A 25059-nucleotide genomic window follows, 5' to 3' on the forward strand; every position below is an offset into this window, starting at 1 on the left:
AAGTGACTACAGCGAAGCGCAGGAATTCGATTTTTCTTCGATTTCCATGGCAGTTCCCTCGCTTTTGCTGGGTCTGGGGCGGGTGACGCGGTCCACCAGATAAACCAATCCGTGGTAGTCGATTTTTCCATGATGCGTCAGGCCTATCTCGCACGTGCGGCTCGTAGAGATGCCCTCGGTGCAATATTGAACCGCGTCGTTGAGCGTTCGTAGCGAATGAGCGTTGAGTTCCGGCGTGGTGAAGCCTTTGTCACCGGCGAAGCCGCAGCAATGGATGCCTTCCGGAATGACCACGTTTTTACTGCACTTGCGCGCCAGATCGATCAATGCCTGGCTTTCGCCAAGGTGCTGCGTGCTACAGGTGACATGCACCGCGATGGCGGCTTCCTGCGGTGTGAACTCAAGGCGATCCATCAAGTGAGTGCGGATGAAGCGCACCGGGTCATAAAGGTCCAAGCGTACCTCTGCCAAGTCTTGGACCAGCCGCAGTGTGCAAGGGCTGGTGTCGCAGTAGATCGGGTCGAGCCCGCCGCGACTGGCATGCAACAGCGCGCCGATCAGTTCCTGGCGCTTGTGTTCGGCCTGTTCGGCGTAGCCTTTGGACGCGAAGGGCTGGCCGCAGCAAAGGCTGTCTACGTTGTCCGGGAAAACCACTTGGTAGCCGGCCTTTTCCAGCAGGCCTCGGGTCTTGTCGTGCAGCGACATCTGCTCCTTGTCTGCCGCCGCAGGGCCCATGGCCCTTGACACACAGGCTGCCAGATAGACCACTCTGGGGCGTGCATCCGACACGGCGGGGCTGAAACGAATGGCCTTTTCCGGCTGCGGCATAGCGTTTGTCCACTGTGGGACTTGGCCCTTGGACAGCCGCGTCAAGGTGGCAGAAAGTTTCGCCAGACGCGGCGCCCCCAACAGCATTCGTGCACCATTGGCGACATGCAGGGTAAAACGAGCTCCCTGCATGGCAGCGGCGAAATTGCCTGCCAACCAATCGGCGGTTTTCGTACGCGTTGCTTGGCGCCCGCGAAGCTTTTTCACCAGTTCGCCGGTATTGATTCCTACAGGGCAGCGTTGGGCGCACAGTCCAGTGGCCGCGCAAGTGTCGATGCCCTGGTATTGATAAGCGGCCTCCAGTTCAGACGTGTCGACGCCTGCGCGCTTTTTCGCCTGGATGTCCCGCCAGATGACGATGCGCTGACGCGGGCTCAAGGTCAGGTCCTTCGAGGGGCAAACCGGTTCGCAGAAGCCGCACTCGATGCACTTATCGACAATCTCGTCGGCTGCAGGCAGTGGCTTGAGGTGCTTGAGGTGGATCTGCGGATCCTCGCTGAGCACCACGTCCGGGTTGAGGATGCCGTTGGGGTCGAGCAGGCGCTTGAGCTGCCACATCAACTGGTAGGCATCGCTGCCCCATTCCAGTTCGACGAACGGCGCCATGTTGCGCCCGGTGCCGTGTTCAGCTTTCAAAGAGCCGCCAAACTCCACGGCCACCAGCTGCGCCACGTCGTCCATGAACGCCTGGTAGCGTGCGACTTCTTCGGTGCTGTTGAAGCCTTGGGTGAAGACGAAGTGCAAATTACCTTCGAGCGCGTGTCCGAACAGGATGGCTTCGTCGTAGTGATGTTTGTCGAACAGCTCGATCAAGCGATTCACGCCAGCGGCCAGTTGTTCCACCGGGAAGGTCACGTCTTCGATGATCACGCTGGTTCCGGTCTTGCGCACCGCGCCGACGGCGGGGAAGGTGTCTTTGCGAATCGCCCAGAGCCGGGCGTTTTCTCGTGGATCCTCGGTAAAGTCGACTTGTTTTTCCACCGGGAAATCGGCCAGCGAGGCCATGATCCTGGCCAGTTGCTCTTGTAGTAACGATGACGAAGCGGCGCGGGATTCAATCAGCAGTGCGCAAGCATTGATCGGCAGGTGCTGTACGAAATCCGGCATGCCCGGTTTGTCCTGTACTGAGCGCAGGCTGCGGCGGTCCAGCAGTTCCACGGCGGATACCGGTTGGCTCTTCAGCACGGTGACGGCGTTGCAACAGGTTTCCACGTCCGGGAATACGATCAGGGCTGAAGCCTTGTTCGGATGGTCGATGACGGTGTTGTAGGTTACCGCGCTGATGAAACCGAGGGTGCCTTCGGAGCCGACCAGCAGGTGGCTCAAGATATCCACAGGCTCGTCGAAGTCCACCAAGGCGTTGAGCGACAGGCCGGTGGTATTTTTCAGACGGTATTTGTGGCGAATTCGGGCGGCCAATTCGGTGTTGGCGCGGGTCTCGCGGCCAAGGGTCGCCAGTTGATCGAGCAACGCCCCATGGCTCGTCCGAAATGCCGCCACGCTGGCAGGGTCTTCGGTGTCCAGGCGCGTGCCGTCGGCCAGCACCAGCCGAATGCCGGCCAGGGTGTGATAAGTGTTTTGCGCCGTGCCGCAACACATGCCGCTGGCGTTGTTGGCAACGATCCCGCCGATTTTGCAGGCGTTGATCGACGCCGGATCCGGGCCGATCTTGCGCCCGAACGGGGCCAGCCAGGCATTGGCCTGGGCGCCGATCACGCCGGGCTGCAAGCGAATCTGCATGCCTTGCCCGCGGATCTCGCGTCCGTTCCAGTTATCCCCAAGCACGATCAGCACCGAGTCGCTGATGGCTTGCCCGGACAGGCTGGTGCCGGCCGCACGGAATGTCACCGGAACCCGGTCGCGCTGGGCCAGTTGCAGCAGTGCGACTACTTCAACTTCGGTTTCGACGCGCACCACCAGTTGCGGAATCAGCCGATAGAAACTGGCGTCCGTGCCGAAGGCCAGCGTCGACAGCGGATCGTCAAAGCGTCTGTTTTGCGGGATCAGTTGTTGTACGTCGCGCAGGAAAGGGGCCGGAAGCGTCATTGGTCCTCCAGAATCAAGACCACCAGATCCTTCGGGCCATGGGCGCCATAGGCCAGGACCTGTTCGATGTCGGCGGTCTTCGACGGACCCGAAACCAGCAGGGCGTTGGTGGGCATGCCTTGGGCCCATTTGAATTCCTGTTGCACTTCATAGAAGTTGTCACGGATCTCGCTGGCCTTGAGCAAGGCGAAATGCACCGGCGGAACCAGGCTCATCAGGCGTGGTTCTTCCCGAGTCGGCCAAAGAATCAGGCTGCCGGTCGCGGCGATGGCACCGAGGGTCCCGGTCAGGCTCGCGGGCGTGTCGTTGAACAGCTCGGCTTTCCACTCGTCAACCGGCCGGTCGTAGGCCTTGAGGGGTGGCAAGCCCGGATTGTGCGTCCAGAACTGTACGATCTTTTGCCCATGAGGCGTTGTCGGCGCGATGAGCAGGCTCGGCAGTTGGCGGTCGCGCAGCAACTGTGTGAGCAACGCGGGCCAGCCTTCGCCGGACGTCAGATGGATTTCGGTGTGGACCGCTTCCATCAGCTTGCGCAGCTGCGGGATGCGTTCTTCGGGCGCGTAGCGGTAGGTCTGTGTCACCAGTTCGACGTCGAAGTTGTCGGCAACGGGCGTGGTGCCGGTCAGGCTTTTACGCAGCTTGGCGAGGATATTTTCCTTGGCGCTCATCAGCGGTCTCCCTGCGAGTTCAGGTGGTCGCGGGCCAGGTCATGCAGCGATCGGGCGGCGGGTTTCGGGGCGCTGTGGTTTTGTGTCCAGGGGCCGACGTTTTGGGGCGTCAGGGCGCGAAGGCGCGTGGCGAAGAAGGCGAATAACCGGTACAGCCGCGGCGAGCTGTTGAGCCGCGCCCAGGCATTCCAGATGAAGCGTTCCTTGGCCGAATATTTGCTGCCCTGGCCGCGCATCACCGGGTTGGGACTGTCTGCTGCCTTGACGTTTTCTTCCCGCAGGCGTCGCAGCAGGGCCGGGATCGGGATCTTCACCGGGCACACCTCGCCGCAAGCACCGCACAGCGAAGACGCACTGGGGTGATCGGGCACCTTGGCCAGGCCGACCATGTGCGGCGTAATGATTTTTCCTATAGGCCCCGGGTAAACCTCGCCGTAGGCATGGCCGCCGATTCGGGTATAGACCGGGCAATGATTCATGCAGGCGCCGCAGCGAATGCAGTTCAGGGTCTGGCGCAGTTCACTGTCGGCAAACGCCTGGCTGCGGCCATTGTCCAGCAGGACCAGGTGGACTTCTTGCGGGCCGTCCAGTTCATCGACCTTACGCGGTCCGGAAATCATGTTGACGTAGGTGGTGATCGGCTGGCCCAGGGCCGAGCGGGTCAGCAGCGACAGCAGCGGCACGACGTCCCGCAGGTTTTCCACGACTTTTTCGATGCCCGTCACGGCAATGTGCACCGGGGGCACGGTGGTGGACATCCGTCCGTTGCCTTCGTTTTCCACCAGCAGCAGCGTGCCGGTTTCTGCGACCGCGAAGTTGACGCCGGAAACGCCGATGTCGGCTTCGAAGAATTTCTGCCGCAAGACTTTGCGACCGATTTGAATGAGTTGGTCAACGTCCTTGGTGTACTCCACGCCAAGTTTGTCGTGGAACAAGGACGCGACCTGACCGGCATTCTTGTGGATCGCCGGCATAATAATGTGTGAAGGCTTCTCGTGGTCGAGCTGGACGATGTACTCCCCCATGTCGGATTCGAGACATTCAATGTCCCGAGCCTCGAGGAAATGGTTCATCTCCATCTCTTCGCTGACCATCGATTTGCCCTTGATCACTTGCCGCGCCTCGTGAGCGCGGATGATCGAGAGGACGATGCCATTGGCTTCGTCCACCGTCTCCGCCCAGTGCACTGTCACACCGTTGCGGGTCAGGTTGGTTTCAAGTTGCTCGAGCAGGTCGGGCAGCTTGGAAAGCGCGCGGGCGCGGACAGCATTGCCCAGCACCCGCAGGTGTTCTCTTTCGTGGGCATCGCTGAAAGACGCTGCCCGCTTGGTCATCAGTGAATCCATCGCAGTGCGAAAGTTGTTTCGCAGTTGCGTGTCGTCCAAAGCCTTATGGGCTCGGGCGCGAAAATCGTCCTGCACCTCAACGGTCGGAATCAGCGTCGGCGTGCTCATGCGGCACCTCCGGTTCGCTGCCAGAGGAAGCTTGCCAGATGCTGGCCGCGTAACACCTCCTGCTGCTTTTCCAAGGCGCCGTTGATGTTCATCAGGCAACCGCAGTCGGCGCTAACCACCTGATGCGCGCCTGATTCCTTCAACGCTCGAGTCTTGTCGGCCACCATGGCGCCGGAAATATCCGGCATGCGCACGCTGAACGTCCCACCAAAACCACAGCATTCACTTTCATGGCTGTGTTCGACTCGCTCCACGTTGCGCAACTGTGCCAGCAGCGCACGGCCGTGCAGGTGGGTGTTCATTTCACGTCGTGCCGAGCAGGACGTGTGCAGCGCAACCTTCACCGGCGTGCCACTGTCGTTCAGCTGCACCTTGCAGACGAACAGCAGAAACTCGGCCAGCTCATAGGTCCTGGCCGCCAGGGCCTGGACTTGCTTGAGCGTTTCGGGCTCGTCCTTGAACAGGTCCGCGTAGTGTTCGCGCAGCATGCCGGCGCAGGAGCCCGACGGCACGACCACCGGATAATCCCCGGCAAACAAAGCCAGTTGCGCCCGCGCCACAGTTCGAGCCTGTTCGGTGTAGCCCGAGGTGTACGCCGGTTGCCCGCAGCACGTTTGCCCTTGTGGATAATCGACCCGGATCCCCTCGCGCTCGAGCAGATGGATCGCGTCCATCCCGGCTTCTGGATAGAACAGGTCAACCACGCACGTGCCGAACAGGTAAACCTGTCGGGGTTTCTCGCTGGGGTACTGCCGAGGCTCGGGCAATGGCGGGGCGACACGGGTCGCGTTCGGCACTGCGTTGTAAAAAAGCTCGCTCATCAGGCGTGTCTCCGGGTGGTCCCGGTTATCCGTCCGCTGAGGCTGCTGAATATAAAGAGGAAATCTTTCAGCAGCCTTGCAGACCCGGTTGTGAATAGCAGACGCCAAATCTGAAATTGGCGTCGGTTTTTTCAGTATTGCGTGTAGGGCTTAGTGAACCAGCATGCCGGTAAACCAGTAGGCCTGGGCCAACGTGATCAAGCCGACGATCGTTGCAAAGAATAGGCTGTGTTTCAGGGTGAAACGGAACAGATCCGATTCCTTGCCCACCAGCCCGGTAGCCGCGCAGGCCACGGCGATCGATTGCGGTGAAATCATCTTGCCGGTCACGCCGCCGCTGGTATTGGCCGCCACGAGCAGCGTGTCGCTGACGCCGATCTGGTGCGCGGTGGTCGCTTGCAGCGAGCCGAACAGCGCGTTGGACGAGGTATCGGAACCGGTGAGGAACACGCCGAGCCAACCGAGGAATGGCGAGAAGAACGGGAACGCCGCGCCAGTTCCGGCCAATACCAAGGCCATGGTCGATGACATGCCCGAGAAGTTGGTGACGAAGGCGAACGCCAGCACCATGCCGATGGACAGGATAGGCCAGCGCAGTTCGTAGAAGGTTTCTTTTAAAGTGGTAAGACCAATTTTGAAGTTGATCTTCAATACCAGCATCGAGATCAGTGCCGAAAAGAAAATTGCCGTGCCGGTGGCGGAAATCGGATCAAGCTTGAACACCGCCGGGATGGCGGTCGGGTTGACGACAATCGGCGCGACCTTGATCACCATCTGGTCCAGGTGCGGGATGGCGAAGTTGAATACCCAGCCGTACATCGAGCCACCCGCGGCGAACATCGCCTTGAACGGCTTCAAGGTCCAGATCGTCACCAGCACGGTGAGGATCAGGAAGGGCGACCAGGCTTTGATGATTTCTCCCAAACTGTAGGGCGAAACCACGGTGCTGCGGGGTTGGCCGAAACCGCCGACGCTCGCGGTGATGGCTGCGCTGGAGGTGGCGCCGGCAATCTGCGCGCCTGCGGTGCGCTTGGGTTGCCAGACTTTCAAGAACAGCGTCAGGGCAATCAGGCTGGCCAGGGCCGAGGTGATGTCGGGCAATTCCGGGCCGATGAAATTCGATGTGAAGTACTGGGTGATGGCGAAACTCAGGCCCGCCACCAGGGCGGCCGGCCAGGTTTCCCGCACGCCGCGCAGGCCATCCATCATGAATACCAGCCAGAACGGTACAAACAACGACAGCAAGGGCAATTGGCGTCCGGTCATGGCGCCGATCTTGAACGCGTCGATCCCGGTTACCTGGCCTGCCACGATAATCGGGATGCCCAGCGCGCCGAAGGCCACCGGAGCGGTGTTGGCGATCAGGCACAGGCCGGCGGCGTAGAGAGGGTTGAAACCCAGGCCGACCAGCAGCGCGGCGGTAATCGCGACCGGGGCACCAAAGCCGGCGGCTCCTTCCAGGAATGCGCCGAAGCAGAAGCCGATCAGCAGCACTTGCAGGCGCTGGTCATCGGTAATCGACAGCACCGAGCTGCGGATGATTTCGAACTGGCCGCTCTTGACCGTCAGTTTGTAGAGAAACACCGCGGCGACGATGATCCAGGCGATAGGCCAGAGGCCGTAGGCAAAGCCATAGCCGGCGGCGGCGAACGCCATGTCGGCTGGCATCTGGAAGGCAAAAATGGCGACGGCAATCGCCAGCGCCAGGGTGATGCTGCCGGCCACATGCCCCTTGAGGCGAAACACCGCCAGGGCGAGGAAGAAAAATACGATGGGAATGACGGCCGCGAGCGCGGACAAGCCTAGGCTGCCGAGCGGGCTGTAAAGCTGTTGCCAGGTTTGCATATTGGGTGAGCCCCTAATTGTTGTTGGTCAGGCACTGGTGAGCATTCTGGATAATTGGTAATACCAATTTACAAGCGCTGTCGGCTAGGGTAAAAGCCTTAGTTGTCGTGTGTCAATTTGCCGCCCTGAAACTTTCGTCGAATAAACACCGCAGATCGCATCTGATCTGCAGGCATCGATGGTTTTTGATGGGTGTAGACAAGGCTCGGATGGGCCAGAATAGAGAGCCCGGCGAGCCGTCGGGTACGTGGAGAGTCGAGTTATGGGGTTTGATCAAATTCGTCAGCGCCGTTTGTCTGACGATATTGTCGAGCGGCTTGAAGGCATGATCCTTGAGGGCACGTTGAAGTCCGGCGAGCGGCTGCCGGCCGAGCGGACCTTGGCCGAACAGTTCGGTGTATCACGCCCTTCTTTGCGCGAGGCGATCCAGAAACTGGCGGCGAAGGGGCTGCTGGTCAGTCGGCAGGGCGGGGGGAACTATGTCGTGGATTCTCTGGGCTCGACATTCAGCGACCCGCTGCTGCTATTGCTGGAGAGCAACCCCGAGGCACAACGTGACTTGTTGGAGTTCCGCCACACGCTGGAAGCGTCCTGTGCCTACTACGCGGCGCTGCGGGCCACGGATGTCGATCGCGAGCGGCTGACGGCGGCATTCGACGAGTTGCAGGATTGTTATTCCCGCCACGACGAAGTGAGTCGGGCGGAAGAGGGCGCGGCGGATGCCCGGTTCCATCTGGCAATCGCCGAGGCCAGTCATAACGCGGTCTTGCTGCACACCATTCGCGGCTTGTTCGACCTGCTCAAGCGCAACGTCGTCACCAACATCGGCGGCATGTACAAGCAGCGCAGCGAGACCCGCGACATGCTGATCAGCCAGCATCGGGAGCTGTATCAAGCCATCATGGATGGGCACGCCGAACTGGCGCGAGAGGTGTCCAGTCGGCATATCCTTTATGTGCAGGAAGTGCTGGAAGAGGTTCGTCAGGAAGTACAGCGCGTGGCGCGAGCAGAACGGCGCAAGGGAATGTAAACGTGCCACGGATATCGTGGGAGCGAGCCTGCTCCCACAGATGATTCCTGGCTAATCTTCCTTGCCCTTGTTGCGCACCGCACGCTGCAGCTCGCGACCGGCATCGCGTTCGCGTTCGGTATCGCGCTTGTCGTATTCCTTCTTGCCCTTGCCCAGCGCGATCTCGCACTTGATCAGGTGCTTGCTCCAGTACAGCGACGTGCAGACGCAGGCGTAACCTTTCTGCTGCACGGACGAGAAGAGCTTTTCCAGCTCTCGCTTGTTGAGCAGCAGCTTTCGCGAGCGCGTCGGGTCGGCAATGACGTGGGTGCTGGCAGTGGTCAGCGGCGTGATATGACTGCCCAGCAGCCAGGCTTCTCCGTCCTTGAGCAGGACGTAACTGTCAACCAGTTGCGCCTTGCCGGCACGCAAGCTTTTTACTTCCCAGCCGGCCAGGACCATGCCAGCCTCGAAACGTTGTTCGATGAAGTAATCGTGTCGCGCCTTTTTATTTTGCGCGATGGTCCCTGTGGGATGTTTCTTCTGTTTAGCCATAGGGGCGGCATTATAGGCAGTTGCGTGCGTGTCGGCTACGGTGAAGCTGCGTGCTTGAGCAGGTTGAATGAATCCCGGACAATGCGGCCTCTTTTTTCAACGCTTGGGCGTGATCACGATGTCGACAGACAAGGTTTCTGTCCACGGCAGTTGGGCTAGCCGCTGGGTCTTCATATTCGCCGCGACCGGTTCGGCCGTGGGCCTGGGTAGTATCTGGAAGTTTCCGTACATGGTCGGCGTCTATGGGGGCGGCGCCTTTGTACTGATGTTCCTGGCTTGCATCGCGCTCATTGGCGCGCCGGTCATGCTGGCGGAAACGTTGATCGGTCGCCGCGCGCGGCAAAGCCCGGCTAACGCCTTGAAGGTGCTCGCATTGGAGGCGGGGCACTCGCCGAAGTGGTCTTGGGGCGCGTTCGCCGGGATGGTCACGGCGCTGCTGATCTTGTCTTTCTATAGCGTGGTCGGTGGCTGGTCGCTGGACTACATCATCGATATGGGCCGTGGGGATTTCCAAGGTGCGACGCCCGATCAGGTCGGCGCGTACTTCGGCGATGTGATTGCCGATCCCTGGCGGCTGACACTCTGGCACACACTTTTCATGGTGCTTTCCGCCGTGGTGATTGCCCGAGGCGTGGTCGCGGGGCTTGAGCGCAGCCTGCGGATCATGATGCCGCTCCTTTTCGTGATGATCCTGGTGCTGTTGGGCTACAGCATGACCACCGGGCATTTCATGGAAGGCGTGCATTTCATGTTCGATTTCAAACCGGAAAAAGTCATGGAGGGTCTGCTGCCGGCCATGGGCCACGCATTCTTCTCCCTGAGCGTGGGGGTTGGCTCGATCATGATCTACGGTGCCTACATGCCCAAGGGCGCGTCGCTGACCAAGACGGTTGTCGGCGTTGCGTTGCTGGACACCTTTGTGTCGCTGCTGGCTGGGGTGGCATTGTTTCCGATTGTGTTCGCCGCTGGCCTGAACCCCAGCGAGGGCCCCGGGCTGATGTTCGTCAGCTTGCCGTTTGCCTTTGGCAGCATGGCGTTCGGTCAAGTAATGGGCGTGGTGTTTTTTGTCCTGGTGGCGATTGCCGCCTGGAGTTCGGCGATTTCCCTGCTGGAGCCGATGGTGGCCTATCTGGTTGAACGAACCCGCCTCAGTCGCGCCTGGGTCACGTTCTGGCTGGCCTTCACCTGCTGGTTCGTGGGGTTGGGGACCGTGTTTTCCTTCAACATTTGGAAGCAGGCCAAGTTTTTCGTGAACGAAGACGGGCTGTTCCACCTCTATCAGTGGGGAGCAACCGGAGGGCTGGATTTCTTCGGCGTGATCGATTTCTTTACATCACGGATCATGCTGCCGCTGGGTGGTTTGTGCTTCGTGGTGTTCGCGGGTTGGATCATGGGTCGTGAAGCCGTGCGTGATGAATTGTCACTGCGCAGTCCTGTATTGTTCGCCTTGAGCCTGTTCTTGATGCGCTATGTGGCGCCCATCGGCATCCTCGTAGTGTTTGCCGCCCAGCTGTGGAAGTGACGCTTACATGACGACACATATTCAACGCTCAGCGTTGCTGCCTTACCCGGCGCAGGCGCTGTACGACTTGGTCAATGACGTGGAGAGTTATCCGGAGTTTCTGCCCTGGTGTTCGTCCGCCGAGGTGCTCGAAAGCTCGGACACCCATATGCGCGCCAGCCTCAATGTCGCCAAGGGTGGATTGAGCCAGCACTTCGTCACGCGCAACACCTTGGTGCCGGGGCAGTCCATCGAGATGAACCTTGAAGAAGGGCCGTTCAACCAGCTCCATGGCGTCTGGGTGTTCAAGTCACTGGGTGAAAAGGCCTGCAAGATCAGCCTGGATCTTTCGTTCGATTACGCCGGGCCGCTGGTGCGCGCGACATTGGGGCCGCTGTTCAACCAGGCGGCCAATACCCTGGTCGATGCGTTTTGCCAGCGTGCCAAGCAAAATGCTGAGCTCAAGCGGTGATCGAGATAGAAGTGGTGTATGCCAGCGCCGAGCGCCAGATCCTCTGCGCGTTCGCTGTGCAGGAGGGTACGAGTGTTCGCGCCGCGCTGGCGGCATCGGGCATTGCAGAAGCGTTTCCGGAGTTGGATCTGGCCACTGTCCCCGTCGGGATCTTCGGCAAAGTGGTTGCGGATCCGGAGCGGCGGGTCGTGCAAGCGGCTGATCGACTCGAAATTTATCGGCCTTTGTTGGCTGATCCGAAAGAAATCCGTCGCCTGCGAGCGGCCAAGGCTGCCCAGGCTCGTCAGGCAGATCAATGACCTGGTCTGGATCGCAGGCAATAAAAAACCCGGCAATGCCGGGTTTTTTTATTACCGCAATTTATTGCGGCGAGGTATCCAAAGGTTCTGGTGTCGGGACAGGTACGGTCTCGACGTTGTCCACGTCCTTCTGGATCTGGTCCAGCAACGAGCCTGGCTTGGCCGGCTTTTCCGGTTTCGGCTGATCGGCATTCTGGGCCGGATCGGTGACTGTGGTGCCACTGTCCTTGCCCATGATGGCCTCATCACGGCTCACGCCAGGCATGAAATCGCCCGACAGGCTGACGAGTTGGTCGTCAGGGCTGAAGATAACGCTGATGCGTTCTTGTTGCCGCTCGCCGCCACCTGGCTGCAAGCTGTACAGGTAATCCCAGCGATCGGCATGGAACGTGTCGGTCAGCAGGGGATTGCCCATGATAAACCGTACTTGCCGGCGGGTCATTCCCGGGCGTAACTGGTCTATCATGTCCTGCGTGACGACATTGCCCTGCTGGATGTCGATTTTGTAAACCCCGGGGAATGAACAACCGGCGAGTGCGAGCAGTCCCACAAAGGTGAAACTGGTTAGCAAGAGCTTGGTGTTTTGCATCGGTGGGCGACTTCCACTATCTTGGCTGGGACAACGTAAACGCCGATCATACCCGCATTAAGAGAAGCTGCGAAGCAGCATCGCGAGAAAGCTGACCATGGTTGAAAATAGCGAACTACGCAAAGCCGGCCTCAAAGTGACCCTGCCAAGGGTCAAGATTCTGCAAATGCTCGATTCCGCCGAGCAACGCCACATGAGTGCCGAAGACGTCTACAAGGCGCTCATGGAAGCTGGCGAGGACGTCGGTCTGGCCACGGTTTACCGTGTCCTGACTCAATTCGAGGCTGCAGGGTTGGTGGCACGTCATAATTTTGATGGCGGTCATGCTGTCTTTGAATTGGCTGACGGGGAGCATCATGACCACATGGTGGATGTGGAAACCCGGGAAGTTATCGAGTTCATCAGTCCTGAAATCGAAAAACTGCAACAAGCGATTGCTGATGAGTATGGTTTCGAGCTGATCGATCACCATCTCGTCCTGCATGTACGCAAGCGCAAATAAGTTCGTCGCGTGGGTGAAAGCCCCCAAAACGAAAGAAGGCGACCCTCGGGTCGCCTTCTTGCTTTATGGCGTCTCCTAGATTTTCGCCGCCACCACCATTTTCTTGGCGTGCGCCAAGGACTCTTTGGTCAGGTCGATGCCTCCGAGCATCCGGGCCACTTCTTCCACGCGCTCGTTCTTGTTCAGCTTGGACACGGCGGTACGAGTCGCGTCCTCGCCACGCACCTTGTGGACAAACAGATGCTGGTGCCCCTGGGCGGCGACTTGAGGCAGGTGGGTCACTGTCAGGACCTGCCCGCGCTCGCCCAGCCTGCGTAGCAACTGGCCGACGATTTCCGCCGTAGGGCCGCCGATGCCCACGTCCACTTCGTCGAATACCAACGTTGGCACCCGCGAGGTTTGCGCTGTAATGACCTGGATCGCCAGGCTGATGCGCGACAGCTCACCTCCGGATGCTACTTTTGCCAGTGCCTTGAGCGGTTGGCCGGGGTTGGCGCTGACCAGCAATTCCACCTGCTCCAACCCATTGGGCTGAAGTTCATCGCCGGCGTTGGGGCGCAGTTCGATGGTAAATCGGCCGCCGGGCATGCCCAGGCGCTGGATTTCCTGTTCTACAGCGCTGGCCAATCCGGTTGCAGCTTGCCGGCGCAGTTCGCTGAGTTCGTTGGCCTTTTCCTGGTAATGGCGCGCGTAGGAGGCCAATTCGTCCCCAAGGCGTTCGATGGATTCATCGTTGGCGTTAAGGGTTTCCAATTCTTCCAGCAGGCGTTGCTGCAGTTCGACGACATCGGTTGGCTGAATACGATGCTTGCGCGCCAATGTATAGATAGTGTCCAGGCGTTCTTCCAGGTATTGAAGCCGCGCCGGGTCGGCGTCGAAATGATCAAGGAACCGGTTCAGCTCCCCGACTGCTTCTTCGACCTGAATCTGCGCACTGGTCAGCAGGTTGCTTGCCTCGCCCAATGCCCCCACCGAATTGCTGACGCTGGAGAGTCGGTTAAGGCTTGCGGTCAGCGCACTCAGCACATTGCCCGAATCGCTTTCGCTGCATTGCTCGACCACTTGCCGGCAAATGCCTAGCAACGCTTCCGCGTTGGTCAGGTTCTTGTGCTCTTGCTCCAGTTCCTCCAGCTCGTTTTCACCCAGGGCCAGGTTCTCCAGCTCTTCGAGTTGGTAGCTCAGTAGCTGGTGGCGGGCGCGTTGCTCGTCGCCGGAGTTGGAGAGGCGATCCAGTTCCTGCCGGGTCTGGCGCCAACGCTGGGCTGCCAGATGAACCTGGCGGGCCAGATCGGTGGCCCCTGCGTACTCGTCGAGCAAGCGCCGATGGGTGTCGGTCTTGAGCAGGGATTGGTGTTCATGCTGGCTGTGGATGTCGATCAGCAATTCACCGAGGGCCTTGAGGTCTCCCAGCGGACAGGGCGTGCCGTTGATATAGCCACGGGAGCGACCCTCGGCAGTGATGACCCGCCGCAGGATGCACAGGCCATCGTTGTCCAGGTCGCGTTCGGCCAGCCAGGCGCTGGCTTCGGGAATGTCGACCAGGTCAAACGTTGCCAGGATGTCGGCCTTGTCCGCGCCAGGGCGCACCACGCCGCTGTCGGCGCGATCGCCGAGGGTCAGGCCCAAGGCATCGAGCATGATCGATTTGCCGGCGCCGGTTTCACCGGTTATCACGCTCATGCCTCGGTCGAGTTCGAGGTCGAGGTGTTCGACGATGGCATAGTTGTGTACGGACAGGTGCACCAGCATAAGGCCGCTCCCAGGCATTAGGTCTGGTTATTTATACAGTGTTTTGTTTCTGGCTGACAATGCCCTCGCTTAGCTCGATTTGCTTGGATAATCGAAATTCTTAGCGCCGAAGCGAAGGATATGCAGCTGTTTTTTGTAAGGTTAATTCGTCGCGCGGCCCTTGAAGCTGGAAAAGCTGGCCCCATATATCCGGGCAGAAGCGCGAGTCGAGCTCGCGGACGAAGTTGAAAGGAGAAATCTCTATGGCTGACGAACAGACGCAGGACACGCAAAATCTAGACGCCAATCAGGCTCCCCAGGATTCGGGTGAAGACCTGGCGGCACGTGTACAAGTGCTCGAGGAGCAACTGGCCGGCGCGCAGGATCAGGCGTTGCGTGTCGCAGCCGACTTGCAGAATGTCCGCCGTCGCGCCGAGCAAGACGTGGAAAAAGCCCACAAATTCGCCTTGGAGCGTTTCGCCGGCGACCTGCTGCCGATCATCGACAGCTTGGAGCGCGGTCTGGAGCTGTCCAACCCGGACGACGAGAACATCCGTCCGATGCGCGAAGGCATCGAGCTGACCCTGAAAATGTTCCAGGACACCCTCAAGCGTCATCAGCTTGAAGCGATCGATCCACACGGCGAACCTTTCAATGCCGAGCACCACCAGGCCATGGCGATGCAGGAAAGCGCAGATGTCGAGCCGAACAGCGTGCTGAAAGTATTCCAGAAGGGCTACCTGCTCAACGGTCGCCTGTTGCGCCCGGCCATGGTCGTGGTGAGCAAGGCGCCCGCACCGGTTTCGCCTTCTATTGATGAGCAGGCTTGAAATCGGGCGCAGCGGCCCCATTAAGAAGTCAAGCGTTTAAGTGCTACCGCAGTTAGCCACCACTGCTGCGGCAACAAAATCCAAGTTCCGGGAGAGTTAACATGGGCAAGATTATCGGTATCGACCTGGGGACCACCAACTCGTGCGTCTCCGTGCTGGAAAACGGCAAGGCCAAAGTTATTGAGAACGCTGAGGGCGCGCGCACCACGCCGTCCATCATTGCGTACGCCAACGATGGCGAGATCCTGGTTGGCCAGTCCGCCAAGCGTCAGGCTGTGACCAATCCGCATAACACCCTTTACGCGGTGAAGCGTCTGATCGGTCGCAAGTTCGACGAAGAAGTCGTTCAGAAAGACATCAAGATGGTCCCTTACAAGATCGCCAAGGCTGACAATGGCGATGCCTGGGTTGAAGTGAACGGCCAGAAAATGGCGCCGCCACAGATCTCGGCTGAAATCCTCAAGAAAATGAAGAAAACCGCCGAAGACTACCTCGGCGAAGCGGTGACTGAAGCGGTCATTACCGTTCCTGCCTACTTCAACGACAGTCAGCGTCAGGCGACCAAAGACGCCGGCCGCATCGCGGGCCTGGACGTCAAGCGCATCATCAACGAACCGACCGCGGCCGCGCTGGCCTACGGCATGGACAAGGCCAAGGGCGATCACACCGTGATCGTTTATGACCTGGGTGGCGGTACCTTCGACGTTTCGGTGATCGAAATCGCTGAAGTCGACGGCGAGCACCAGTTCGAAGTGTTGGCCACCAACGGTGACACGTTCCTGGGTGGTGAAGACTTCGACATCCGCTTGATCGACTACCTCGTCGACGAGTTCAAGAAAGAAAGCGGTATGAACCTCAAGGGTGACCCGCTGGCCATGCAGCGCCTGAAAGAAGCCGCTGAAAAAGCCAAGATCGAACTGTCCTCGAGCCAGTCGACCGACGTGAACCTGCCTTACATCACCGCAGACGCCACCGGTCCTAAGCACCTGAACGTGAAGATTTCCCGCGCCAAGCTTGAAGCGCTGGTGGAAGACCTGGTTCAGCGCACCATCGAACCTTGCCGCATTGCGATGAAAGACGCCGGTATCGACGTCGGCTCGATCAACGACGTGATCCTGGTTGGCGGCCAGACCCGTATGCCGCTGGTCCAGAAGCTGGTTACCGACTTCTTCGGCAAAGAAGCGCGCAAGGACGTGAACCCGGACGAAGCCGTTGCCATGGGTGCCGCCATCCAAGGCGCCGTTCTGGCCGGTGACGTAAAGGACGTTCTGCTGCTCGACGTCAGCCCGCTGACCCTGGGTATCGAAACCATGGGCGGCGTGATGACCGCGCTGATCGAGAAAAACACCACGATTCCTACCAAGAAATCCCAAGTGTTCTCGACGGCCGACGACAACCAGAACGCCGTGACGATCCACGTGCTGCAGGGTGAGCGCAAGCAGGCTACCCAGAACAAGTCCCTGGGCAAGTTCGACCTGGCCGAGATTCCACCGGCTCCGCGCGGTGTGCCACAAATCGAAGTGACCTTCGACATCGACGCCAACGGCATCCTGCACGTCGGCGCGAAAGACAAGGCTACTGGCAAGACCCAGTCGATCGTGATCAAGGCCAACTCCGGTCTGTCCGAGGAAGAAATTCAGCAGATGGTTCGTGACGCTGAAGTCAACGCCGAGGAAGACCGCAAGTTCGAAGAGCTGGCCAGCGCCCGCAACCAGGGCGACGCCTTGGTTCACTCGACTCGCAAGATGGTTGCCGATGCCGGTGACAAAGTGACCGCTGAAGAGAAGACCGCGATCGAAGCTGCCGTGGTTGCCCTTGAAGCTGCCGTCAAAGGCGACGATAAGGCCGCTATCGAAGCGAAGATCGAAGATCTGTCCAAAGTCTCCGCGCCAGTGGCTCAGAAGATGTATGCCGAGCAGGCCCAGCCAGCTGAAGGTGCAGCGCAGCAAGGCGAATCGGCCCAGAAAGCCGATGACGTTGTCGATGCCGAGTTCGAAGAAGTGAAAGACAACAAGTAATCGCTTGTTGTCGGCCGGTTGACTGCGTTTGTGCGGTGGCTGGTAGGATGTCGCCGCGCGGGAGCTTGCTCCCGCGTTGGCGTGTCTGGAACCAGTGAATTTTTACAGCATGCGACAGCGCTCGGATGCTGGCGGTGTGATCGGGACTGCTCCTGCTTTCCGAGCGATAGGCGCCGCGTTTTGGCCGGTGCCCTGGCTGAAAATTATGACCAGGATCGTTGAATCGACGTGAGTTGGGTCCGGGCCTGTATTGGGGCTCAACGAGTTTGGCGAGGCTCAGGAGGGGTTTGCCGAACGTCCTACAAGAGTGCAAAGACTAATGGCAAAGCGTGACTATTACGAAGTATTGGGTGTCGAGCGTGGTTCAAGCGAAGCGGACCTGAAAAAGGCCTACCGTCGCCTGGCGATGAAGCACCACCCGGACCGTAATCCCGACGATAAAGCGTCGGAAGAGTTGTTCAAGGAGGCCAACGAGGCTTACGAAGTGCTGTCGGACTCCAGCAAGCGCGCCGCTTACGACCAGTACGGTCACGCTGGCGTCGATCCGAGCATGGGCGGCGGCGGTGCCGGTTTCGGTGGCCAGAACTTCTCCGACATCTTCGGCGATGTGTTCAGCGATTTCTTCGGCGGCGGTCGCGGCGGTGCCCGTGGTGGCGCCCAGCGTGGCAGTGATTTGCGCTACACGTTGGAACTGAATCTGGAAGAGGCGGTGCGCGGAACCACGGTCAATATCCGTGTTCCGACGCTGGTCAATTGTAAGCCGTGCGACGGTTCGGGAGCCAAGAAGGGCTCCTCGCCTGTCACTTGCCCCACCTGTGGCGGTATCGGCCAGGTCCGCATGCAACAGGGCTTCTTCTCGGTCCAGCAGACCTGCCCACGTTGCCATGGCCAAGGCAAGATCATTTCCGATCCGTGCGACTCCTGCCACGGCGAAGGGCGTGTCGAAGAGTACAAGACGCTGTCGGTGAAAGTGCCGGCCGGTGTCGACACCGGTGACCGCATTCGTCTTTCCGGCGAAGGCGAGGCGGGGGCTCAAGGCGGTCCGACTGGCGACTTGTACGTCGTGATCAACGTGCGTGAGCACGCGATCTTCCAGCGCGACGGCAAACATCTGTTCTGCGAGGTGCCGATCAGTTTCGTCGATGCGGCATTGGGTGGCGAGCTTGAGATTCCGACCCTCGATGGTCGCGTCAAGCTGAAGATTCCCGAGGGGACGCAAACCGGCAAGCAGTTCCGGATCCGCGGCAAAGGCGTAGCGCCAGTGCGGGGCGGTGGTGCGGGCGACCTGATGTGTCGCGTTGCGGTGGAAACGCCGGTGAACCTGAGTCGGCGCCAGCGGGAATTGCTGGAAGAGTTCCGCAGCTCCCTGGCAGATGACAACAGTCACTCGCCGAAAACCACCGGTTGGTTCGAAGGCGTGAAGCGCTTCTTCGGCGACCTGTAAGGAGTGGGCATGCGACGTATAGCTGTGATGGGCGCCGCGGGGCGCATGGGCAAGGCGCTGGTCGAGGCGGTGCAGCAGCGTTCGCCGCTGTCGGGCCTGACGGCTGCCATTGTCCGGCCCGACAGTACGCTGGTGGGAGCTGATGCTGGCGAGCTGGCTTCGATTGGACGTATCGGCGTGCCGATGTCCGGTGGGTTGGAAAAGGTCCTCGACGAGTTCGATGTATTGATCGACTTCACCCTGCCTGAAATCATGCTGAAAAACCTCGCCATCTGCCGCAAGGCCGGCAAGGCCATGGTGATCGGCACGACCGGCCTGGATGCGGCACAAAAGGAATTGTTGGCTGAGACCGGCAAAGATATTCCGATCGTGTTCGCGGCGAATTTCAGCGTGGGCGTGAACCTGTCACTGAAGTTGCTGGACCTGACCGCTCGGGTCTTGGGCGATGATGCGGATATCGAAATTATCGAGGCGCATCATCGACACAAGATCGACGCGCCTTCAGGAACCGCGTTGCGCATGGGTGAAGTGATTGCCGATGCGCTGGGGCGTGACCTGCAGCAAGTGGCCGTATACGGGCGCCAGGGGCATACCGGTGCGCGGGAACGCGACACCATCGGTTTCGCGACCGTGCGTGGCGGCGATGTGGTAGGCGACCACACCGTGCTGTTCGCCACTGAAGGCGAGCGCCTGGAGATCACCCATAAAGCGTCGAGCCGTATGACCTTCGCCAAGGGCGCTGTACGGGCTGCGCTGTGGCTGGAGGGTTGCGAACCTGGCCTGTACGACATGCAGGACGTTCTCGACCTGCGTTGATGCCATCAATAGCGGGGTTCAGGTTATACTGAGCCCCGTTTTAAACCGCTTCGCGACGACCTGTCGCATTCCCCTGCCTTCAAGGCTCATTAGCGGTGGACCAAAAAAGCCTTTTTCTGTAAGCTACAGCTTTAGTGTGTCCACTAAAAGCGCGCAGAATAATTCAGTGAACAAGCGGGGTGACGTGTCCATACGTCACTCCGCTTTTTTACAACCTGCGATCGCCCTTTCAGGCTTTATTTACGGGAGGTCTTCTTGACTAAGCCAGCCATACTCGCCCTTGCTGATGGCAGCATCTTTCGCGGCGAAGCCATTGGAGCCGACGGTCAGACCGTTGGTGAGGTGGTGTTTAACACCGCAATGACCGGCTATCAGGAAATTCTTACCGATCCTTCCTACGCCCAACAAATCGTTACCCTGACTTACCCGCATATCGGCAATACCGGCACCACGCCGCAAGACGCTGAGTCCGATCGCGTGTGGTCCGCTGGCCTGGTCATCCGCGACCTGCCGCTGGTAGCGAGCAACTGGCGTAACACGATGTCGCTGTCCGATTACCTGAAAACCAACAATGTCGTGGCGATCGCGGGTATCGATACCCGCCGCCTGACCCGCATTCTTCGGGAAAAAGGCGCTCAGAACGGCTGCATCATGGCCGGCGACAATATTTCCGACGAGGCCGCCATCGCCGCTGCCCAGGGTTTCCCAGGGCTCAAGGGCATGGACTTGGCGAAAGTCGTCAGTACCCAGAAACAGTATGAATGGCGTTCTTCGGTCTGGGACCTGAAAACCGATAGCCACGCGACGATCGAGGCTTCCGAGCTGCCGTATCACGTCGTTGCCTACGATTACGGCGTCAAGCTGAACATCCTGCGCATGCTGGTAGCGCGCGGTTGCCGCGTCACCGTAGTGCCGGCCCAAACCCCGGCCGCCGATGTCCTTGCCCTCAAGCCCGACGGCGTGTTCCTGTCCAATGGCCCGGGTGACCCGGAGCCTTGTGACTACGCGATCCAGGCGATCAAGGACGTGCTGGAAACCGAGATCCCGGTATTTGGTATCTGCCTGGGTCACCAGTTGTTGGCCCTGGCTTCGGGCGCCAAGACCTTGAAGATGGGTCACGGCCACCACGGTGCCAACCACCCGGTCCAGGACCTGGACACCGGCGTGGTGATGATCACCAGCCAGAACCACGGTTTCGCCGTGGACGAAGCCACGCTGCCGGCTAACGTACGGGCGATTCACAAATCACTGTTCGACGGCACGCTGCAAGGTATCGAGCGTACCGATAAAAGCGCGTTCAGCTTCCAGGGTCACCCTGAGGCGAGCCCGGGCCCGAACGATGTGGCGCCGCTTTTCGATCGCTTCATCAATGAGATGGCCAAGCGACGCTGACCGCGTGAAGCCTGAGGGTGGCCCCGAAACCGGCGGCCCCCTCGGGCGCTTCAAAGATTGTTCGACGGCCTAGCCGACTGACCTGCGGATTTGAGTGACAAACCCATGCCAAAACGTACAGACATAAAAAGCATCCTGATTCTCGGCGCTGGCCCGATCGTGATCGGCCAGGCCTGCGAATTCGACTACTCCGGCGCCCAGGCCTGTAAAGCCCTGCGCGAAGAGGGTTACCGCGTCATCCTGGTGAACTCCAACCCGGCCACCATCATGACCGACCCGTCGATGGCCGACGCCACCTACATCGAGCCGATCAAATGGCAGACCGTTGCCAAGATCATCGAGAAGGAACGTCCGGACGCGCTGCTGCCGACCATGGGTGGCCAGACCGCGCTGAACTGCGCCCTGGACCTGGAGCGCGAAGGCGTCCTGGAGAAGTTCGGTGTGGAAATGATCGGCGCCAATGCCGACACCATCGACAAGGCCGAAGACCGTTCGCGTTTCGACAAGGCGATGAAATCCATCGGCCTGGACTGCCCGCGCTCGGGCATCGCCCACAACATGGACGAGGCCAACGCAGTCCTGGAACGCCTTGGCTTCCCATGCATCATCCGTCCATCCTTCACCATGGGCGGCACCGGTGGTGGCATCGCCTACAACCGTGAAGAGTTCGAAGAAATCTGCGCCCGCGGCCTCGACTTGTCGCCGACCAAGGAACTGCTGATCGACGAATCCCTGATCGGCTGGAAAGAATACGAAATGGAAGTTGTCCGCGACAAAAAGGACAACTGCATCATCGTCTGCTCCATCGAGAACTTCGACCCGATGGGCGTGCACACGGGTGACTCGATCACCGTTGCGCCGGCCCAGACCCTGACCGACAAGGAATACCAGATCCTGCGTAACGCCTCCCTGGCGGTACTGCGGGAAATCGGCGTGGAAACTGGCGGCTCCAACGTTCAGTTCGGCATCTGCCCGAACACTGGCCGCATGGTGGTCATCGAGATGAACCCGCGCGTGTCCCGTTCTTCGGCGCTGGCTTCGAAAGCCACCGGTTTCCCGATTGCCAAGGTCGCCGCCAAGCTGGCCGTGGGCTACACCTTGGACGAGCTGTCGAACGATATCACCGGCGGCAAGACCCCGGCGTCCTTCGAACCCTCCATCGACTACGTCGTGACCAAGCTGCCACGCTTCGCCTTCGAGAAATTCGCCAAGGCCGATGCCCGCCTGACCACTCAAATGAAGTCGGTCGGTGAAGTCATGGCCATTGGTCGCACCTTTCAGGAATCCCTGCAAAAAGCCCTTCGCGGCCTGGAAGTGGGGGTTTGTGGCCTCGATCCGAAGCTGGACCTGAGCCATCCGGACGCCATGAGCGAGCTCAAGCGTGAGCTGACCGTGCCGGGGGCCGAGCGTATCTGGTACGTGGGCGACGCCTTCCGTGCCGGCATGACCGTCGAGCAGATCTTCGACATGAACATGATCGATCCTTGGTTCCTGGTGCAGATCGAAGACCTGATCAAGGAAGAAGAGAAGGTCAAGACCCTGGGCATGTCCAGCATCGACCACGACACCATGTTCCGTCTCAAGCGCAAGGGCTTCTCCGACATGCGCCTGGCTAAATTGCTGGGTGTAACCGAGAAGAGCCTGCGTGCTCATCGTCACAAGCTGGACGTGTTCCCGGTCTACAAGCGCGTCGACACCTGCGCGGCCGAGTTCGCCACCGACACCGCGTACCTGTACTCCACGTACGAAGAAGAATGCGAAGCCGCACCTTCGAACCGCGACAAGATCATGATCCTCGGCGGCGGTCCTAACCGGATCGGCCAGGGCATCGAGTTCGACTACTGCTGCGTGCACGCTGCCCTGGCATTGCGTGAGGATGGTTACGAAACCATCATGGTCAACTGCAACCCGGAAACCGTCTCCACCGACTACGACACTTCCGATCGCCTGTACTTCGAGCCAGTCACCTTGGAAGACGTGCTGGAAATCGTCCGCGTCGAGAAGCCAAAAGGCGTGATCGTCCAGTACGGCGGCCAGACGCCGCTGAAACTGGCCCGTGCCCTTGAAGCTGCTGGCGTGCCGATCATCGGCACCAGCCCAGACGCCATCGACCGCGCCGAAGATCGCGAGCGCTTTCAGCAGATGGTCGAGCGTCTGAACCTGCGTCAGCCGCCGAACGCCACCGTGCGCAGCGAAGACGAAGCGATTCGTGCCGCCGGCAAGATCGGTTACCCGCTGGTGGTGCGTCCGTCCTATGTGTTGGGCGGTCGTGCCATGGAAATCGTCTACCAGGAAGACGAGCTCAAGCGTTACCTGCGCGAAGCGGTGCAGGTGTCCAACGACAGTCCGGTACTGCTTGATCACTTCCTCAACTGCGCCATTGAAATGGACGTGGATGCGGTCAGCGACGGTAAGGATGTGGTGATCGGCGCGATCATGCAGCACATCGAGCAAGCTGGCGTTCACTCCGGTGACTCCGCCTGTTCGCTGCCGCCGTACTCGCTGCCAGCCCACATCCAGGACGAAATGCGCGAGCAGGTCAAGAAGATGGCCTTGGAACTCGGCGTCGTCGGTTTGATGAACGTACAGCTGGCGCTTCAAGGCGAAGACATCTACGTCATTGAGGTCAACCCGCGCGCTTCCCGTACCGTGCCGTTTGTCTCCAAGTGCATCGGAGTCTCCCTGGCAATGATCGCTGCCCGGGTCATGGCGGGTAAGACCCTGAAAGAGCTGAACTTCACCAAGGAAATCATTCCGAACTTCTACAGTGTGAAAGAGGCGGTGTTCCCGTTCGCCAAGTTCCCGGGTGTTGACCCAATCCTCGGCCCAGAGATGAAGTCCACCGGTGAAGTCATGGGCGTGGGCGATACCTTCGGAGAAGCCTTTGCCAAGGCACAAATGGGCGCCAGCGAAGTTCTGCCAACCGGCGGCACGGCGTTTATCAGTGTGCGTGATGACGACAAGCCACTGGTTGCAGGCGTGGCCCGAGATCTGATCAACTTGGGTTTCGAAGTGGTCGCCACTGCCGGTACCGCCAAGTTGATCGAGGCGGCGGGCTTGAAGGTGCGCCGCGTAAACAAGGTGACCGAGGGCCGTCCGCACGTAGTCGACATGATCAAGAATGACGAAGTCACCTTGATCATCAACACTACCGAGGGTCGCCAGTCGATCGCCGACTCTTACTCCATTCGTCGCAACGCGTTGCAGCACAAGATTTACTGCACAACGACCATTGCGGCGGGCGAAGCGATCTGCGAGGCGCTCAAGTTCGGTCCCGAGAAGACCGTACGTCGCCTGCAGGATCTACATGCAGGATTGAAGGCATGAGCATAACCAAGTATCCGATGACCGTTCAGGGTGCGAAGGCCCTGGAAGAAGAGCACGCTTTCCTGACCAAGGTCGAGCGCCCGCGTTTGAGCCAGGCTATTGGTGAAGCGCGTGAGTTGGGCGATCTCAAGGAAAACGCCGAATACCATGCTGCCCGAGAGGAGCAGGGCATGGTCGAGGCGCGTGTACGTGACATCGAAGGTCGCATGCAGAATGCGGTGATCATTGACGTCACGACGATCCCGCACACCGGCAAAGTGATTTTCGGCACCACCGTGGAAATCGCCAACGTCGAGACCGATGAGCGCGTCACTTACCAGATCGTTGGCGAGGATGAGGCTGACTTCAAGCTCGGCAAAATCTCCGTTGGTTCGCCACTTGCCCGCGCCTTGATTGCCAAGGAAGAGGGTGATGTTGTGGCCGTGAAGACGCCGAGCGGTGTCATCGAGTACGAGATTGTCGAAGTCCGTCATATCTGAACGAAGGCGCCCGCTACGTGCCGGCGCCATGATCTGGCAGCTCACCCAGATGTTGTGGGTGGGCGGCGTCTGGTTGTTGCACATTGGTCTGCTGCCGGTGCTGGGCCAAATCGGCCTGGCTCCGCTGCTCATCGATGAAATCGGGGGTATGCTGACGGCGCTGCTGGTAGGGTTTGCCGCAGCGTGCATATTGTTTCAGGCTTTGGTGCTGGTTCAGGTCGAGGGCCTTGGCAGTCTTTGGCGCGACATTCGTGGGCAATTGCTGCTCATGTCGTTGTATGGGTGCGGGATGTTCCTGGCGGTGCGCCTCGGCTGGCCCGATGCAACGCAATGGCAGGTATTCAGCTATCTGGTATTGGGTTTTTCCGGATTGGTGCTGGTCTTGCAGCCGGCTCCGGGTTGGAGCGGCAGGGTGCGCGAAGCACACCCTTGACCC

General features: G+C 59.8%; 21 protein-coding genes. 13 read left to right on the forward strand and 8 right to left on the reverse strand.

The genetic code is table 11. From position 1 onward, the window contains the following. Positions 1-6: 6 nt before the first annotated feature. The 5 genes from J3P82_RS04285 to J3P82_RS04305 form a co-directional block, all read right to left on the reverse strand. A complete protein-coding gene (locus tag J3P82_RS04285) occupies positions 7-2874 on the reverse strand; it encodes an FAD-binding and (Fe-S)-binding domain-containing protein (RefSeq protein WP_434560969.1) in 2868 nt (955 codons plus the stop codon). After that, a complete protein-coding gene (locus J3P82_RS04290) occupies positions 2871-3542 on the reverse strand; it encodes a LutC/YkgG family protein (protein ID WP_434560971.1) in 672 nt (223 codons plus the stop codon). Before J3P82_RS04290 ends, J3P82_RS04285 begins: the two co-directional genes overlap by 4 nt. After that, a complete protein-coding gene (locus J3P82_RS04295; protein WP_434560973.1) occupies positions 3542-4996 on the reverse strand; it encodes a LutB/LldF family L-lactate oxidation iron-sulfur protein in 1455 nt (484 codons plus the stop codon). Before J3P82_RS04295 ends, J3P82_RS04290 begins: the two co-directional genes overlap by 1 nt. Then, positions 4993-5817: a (Fe-S)-binding protein gene (locus J3P82_RS04300; RefSeq protein WP_434560975.1), complete on the reverse strand. Its 825-nt coding sequence runs from the start codon at positions 5815-5817 to the stop codon at positions 4993-4995. The genes J3P82_RS04295 and J3P82_RS04300 overlap by 4 nt, the downstream gene beginning before the upstream one ends. A gap of 150 nt (positions 5818-5967) precedes the next feature. Beyond that, complete coding sequence (locus J3P82_RS04305) at positions 5968-7662, reverse strand: lactate permease LctP family transporter (protein WP_434560977.1); 1695 nt, start codon at positions 7660-7662, stop codon at positions 5968-5970. Between the two features lie 262 nt (positions 7663-7924). Here J3P82_RS04305 and J3P82_RS04310 point away from each other — a divergent pair, with 262 nt between their 5' ends. After that, positions 7925-8692: an FCD domain-containing protein gene (locus J3P82_RS04310; RefSeq protein WP_434560979.1), complete on the forward strand. Its 768-nt coding sequence runs from the start codon at positions 7925-7927 to the stop codon at positions 8690-8692. A 51-nt stretch (positions 8693-8743) separates the two neighbouring features. Here the strand turns inward: J3P82_RS04310 and smpB are convergent, their stop codons facing one another. Further along, positions 8744-9226 carry an SsrA-binding protein SmpB gene (smpB, locus tag J3P82_RS04315; RefSeq protein ID WP_186639510.1) on the reverse strand — a complete coding sequence of 161 codons (483 nt, stop codon included), beginning with the start codon at positions 9224-9226 and terminating at the stop codon, positions 8744-8746. Between the two features lie 118 nt (positions 9227-9344). Between smpB and J3P82_RS04320 the strand changes: the two genes are divergently transcribed. The 3 genes from J3P82_RS04320 to J3P82_RS04330 are packed head-to-tail and all read left to right on the forward strand — an operon-like array spanning position 9345 to position 11498. Then, entirely contained in the window at positions 9345-10748 is a 1404-nt protein-coding gene (locus tag J3P82_RS04320; RefSeq protein WP_434560981.1) for a sodium-dependent transporter, read from the forward strand. Positions 10749-10755: 7 nt separating this feature from the next. Then, a complete protein-coding gene (locus J3P82_RS04325) occupies positions 10756-11199 on the forward strand; it encodes a type II toxin-antitoxin system RatA family toxin (protein WP_434560983.1) in 444 nt (147 codons plus the stop codon). Then, positions 11196-11498 carry an RnfH family protein gene (locus J3P82_RS04330; protein WP_434560985.1) on the forward strand — a complete coding sequence of 101 codons (303 nt, stop codon included), beginning with the start codon at positions 11196-11198 and terminating at the stop codon, positions 11496-11498. The genes J3P82_RS04325 and J3P82_RS04330 overlap by 4 nt, the downstream gene beginning before the upstream one ends. Before the next feature lie 61 nt (positions 11499-11559). Here J3P82_RS04330 and bamE read toward each other — a convergent pair whose 3' ends face one another. Beyond that, entirely contained in the window at positions 11560-12087 is a 528-nt protein-coding gene (bamE, locus tag J3P82_RS04335) for an outer membrane protein assembly factor BamE domain-containing protein (RefSeq protein ID WP_434560987.1), read from the reverse strand. Positions 12088-12184: 97 nt separating this feature from the next. Here bamE and fur point away from each other — a divergent pair, with 97 nt between their 5' ends. Next, entirely contained in the window at positions 12185-12589 is a 405-nt protein-coding gene (gene fur / locus J3P82_RS04340; RefSeq protein ID WP_186612180.1) for a ferric iron uptake transcriptional regulator, read from the forward strand. A 75-nt stretch (positions 12590-12664) separates the two neighbouring features. On the opposite strand, the gene recN is transcribed toward fur, so the two are convergent. Next, on the reverse strand, positions 12665-14338 hold the full coding sequence (gene recN, locus J3P82_RS04345; protein ID WP_434560989.1) for a DNA repair protein RecN: 1674 nt from the start codon (positions 14336-14338) through the stop codon (positions 12665-12667). 242 nt (positions 14339-14580) lie between these two features. Here recN and grpE point away from each other — a divergent pair, with 242 nt between their 5' ends. The 8 genes from grpE to J3P82_RS04385 all read left to right on the forward strand — a co-directional run bounded on the left by grpE (position 14581) and on the right by J3P82_RS04385 (position 25056). Next, complete coding sequence (grpE, locus tag J3P82_RS04350; RefSeq protein WP_434560991.1) at positions 14581-15147, forward strand: nucleotide exchange factor GrpE; 567 nt, start codon at positions 14581-14583, stop codon at positions 15145-15147. Between the two features lie 101 nt (positions 15148-15248). Further along, a complete protein-coding gene (gene dnaK / locus J3P82_RS04355; protein ID WP_434560993.1) occupies positions 15249-17165 on the forward strand; it encodes a molecular chaperone DnaK in 1917 nt (638 codons plus the stop codon). Between the two features lie 319 nt (positions 17166-17484). Further along, on the forward strand, positions 17485-18609 hold the full coding sequence (dnaJ, locus tag J3P82_RS04360; protein ID WP_214963795.1) for a molecular chaperone DnaJ: 1125 nt from the start codon (positions 17485-17487) through the stop codon (positions 18607-18609). A gap of 9 nt (positions 18610-18618) precedes the next feature. Continuing rightward, entirely contained in the window at positions 18619-19425 is an 807-nt protein-coding gene (dapB, locus tag J3P82_RS04365) for a 4-hydroxy-tetrahydrodipicolinate reductase (protein WP_434560995.1), read from the forward strand. Between the two features lie 255 nt (positions 19426-19680). Beyond that, positions 19681-20817, forward strand: a complete 1137-nt coding sequence (gene carA / locus J3P82_RS04370; RefSeq protein ID WP_434560997.1) for a glutamine-hydrolyzing carbamoyl-phosphate synthase small subunit — start codon at positions 19681-19683, stop codon at positions 20815-20817. A 105-nt stretch (positions 20818-20922) separates the two neighbouring features. After that, positions 20923-24144, forward strand: coding sequence for a carbamoyl-phosphate synthase large subunit (gene carB, locus J3P82_RS04375; protein WP_434560999.1), 3222 nt, complete (start codon positions 20923-20925; stop codon positions 24142-24144). Between the two features lie 2 nt (positions 24145-24146). Further along, on the forward strand, positions 24147-24623 hold the full coding sequence (gene greA / locus J3P82_RS04380; RefSeq protein ID WP_434563688.1) for a transcription elongation factor GreA: 477 nt from the start codon (positions 24147-24149) through the stop codon (positions 24621-24623). Positions 24624-24651: 28 nt separating this feature from the next. Continuing rightward, positions 24652-25056 carry an MFS transporter gene (locus tag J3P82_RS04385; RefSeq protein WP_434561001.1) on the forward strand — a complete coding sequence of 135 codons (405 nt, stop codon included), beginning with the start codon at positions 24652-24654 and terminating at the stop codon, positions 25054-25056. Positions 25057-25059 lie beyond the last annotated feature (3 nt).

The sequence above is a fragment of the Pseudomonas sp. Z4-20 genome (assembly GCF_051131955.1).
Lineage (GTDB): Bacteria > Pseudomonadota > Gammaproteobacteria > Pseudomonadales > Pseudomonadaceae > Aquipseudomonas > Aquipseudomonas marvdashtae.

What these genes read in the sequence shown, in the direction of transcription:
- J3P82_RS04285 (WP_434560969.1), bottom strand. Translation starts at nt 2,874, where the DNA reads ATGACGCTTCCGGCCCCTTTCCTGCGCGACGTACAACAACTGATCCCG.
- J3P82_RS04290 (WP_434560971.1), bottom strand. Translation starts at nt 3,542, where the DNA reads ATGAGCGCCAAGGAAAATATCCTCGCCAAGCTGCGTAAAAGCCTGACC.
- J3P82_RS04295 (WP_434560973.1), bottom strand. Translation starts at nt 4,996, where the DNA reads ATGAGCACGCCGACGCTGATTCCGACCGTTGAGGTGCAGGACGATTTT.
- J3P82_RS04300 (WP_434560975.1), bottom strand. Translation starts at nt 5,817, where the DNA reads ATGAGCGAGCTTTTTTACAACGCAGTGCCGAACGCGACCCGTGTCGCC.
- J3P82_RS04305 (WP_434560977.1), bottom strand. Translation starts at nt 7,662, where the DNA reads ATGCAAACCTGGCAACAGCTTTACAGCCCGCTCGGCAGCCTAGGCTTG.
- J3P82_RS04310 (WP_434560979.1), top strand. Translation starts at nt 7,925, where the DNA reads ATGGGGTTTGATCAAATTCGTCAGCGCCGTTTGTCTGACGATATTGTC.
- smpB (WP_186639510.1), bottom strand. Translation starts at nt 9,226, where the DNA reads ATGGCTAAACAGAAGAAACATCCCACAGGGACCATCGCGCAAAATAAA.
- J3P82_RS04320 (WP_434560981.1), top strand. Translation starts at nt 9,345, where the DNA reads ATGTCGACAGACAAGGTTTCTGTCCACGGCAGTTGGGCTAGCCGCTGG.
- J3P82_RS04325 (WP_434560983.1), top strand. Translation starts at nt 10,756, where the DNA reads ATGACGACACATATTCAACGCTCAGCGTTGCTGCCTTACCCGGCGCAG.
- bamE (WP_434560987.1), bottom strand. Translation starts at nt 12,087, where the DNA reads ATGCAAAACACCAAGCTCTTGCTAACCAGTTTCACCTTTGTGGGACTG.
- fur (WP_186612180.1), top strand. Translation starts at nt 12,185, where the DNA reads ATGGTTGAAAATAGCGAACTACGCAAAGCCGGCCTCAAAGTGACCCTG.
- recN (WP_434560989.1), bottom strand. Translation starts at nt 14,338, where the DNA reads ATGCTGGTGCACCTGTCCGTACACAACTATGCCATCGTCGAACACCTC.
- grpE (WP_434560991.1), top strand. Translation starts at nt 14,581, where the DNA reads ATGGCTGACGAACAGACGCAGGACACGCAAAATCTAGACGCCAATCAG.
- dnaK (WP_434560993.1), top strand. Translation starts at nt 15,249, where the DNA reads ATGGGCAAGATTATCGGTATCGACCTGGGGACCACCAACTCGTGCGTC.
- dnaJ (WP_214963795.1), top strand. Translation starts at nt 17,485, where the DNA reads ATGGCAAAGCGTGACTATTACGAAGTATTGGGTGTCGAGCGTGGTTCA.
- dapB (WP_434560995.1), top strand. Translation starts at nt 18,619, where the DNA reads ATGCGACGTATAGCTGTGATGGGCGCCGCGGGGCGCATGGGCAAGGCG.
- carB (WP_434560999.1), top strand. Translation starts at nt 20,923, where the DNA reads ATGCCAAAACGTACAGACATAAAAAGCATCCTGATTCTCGGCGCTGGC.
- J3P82_RS04385 (WP_434561001.1), top strand. Translation starts at nt 24,652, where the DNA reads ATGATCTGGCAGCTCACCCAGATGTTGTGGGTGGGCGGCGTCTGGTTG.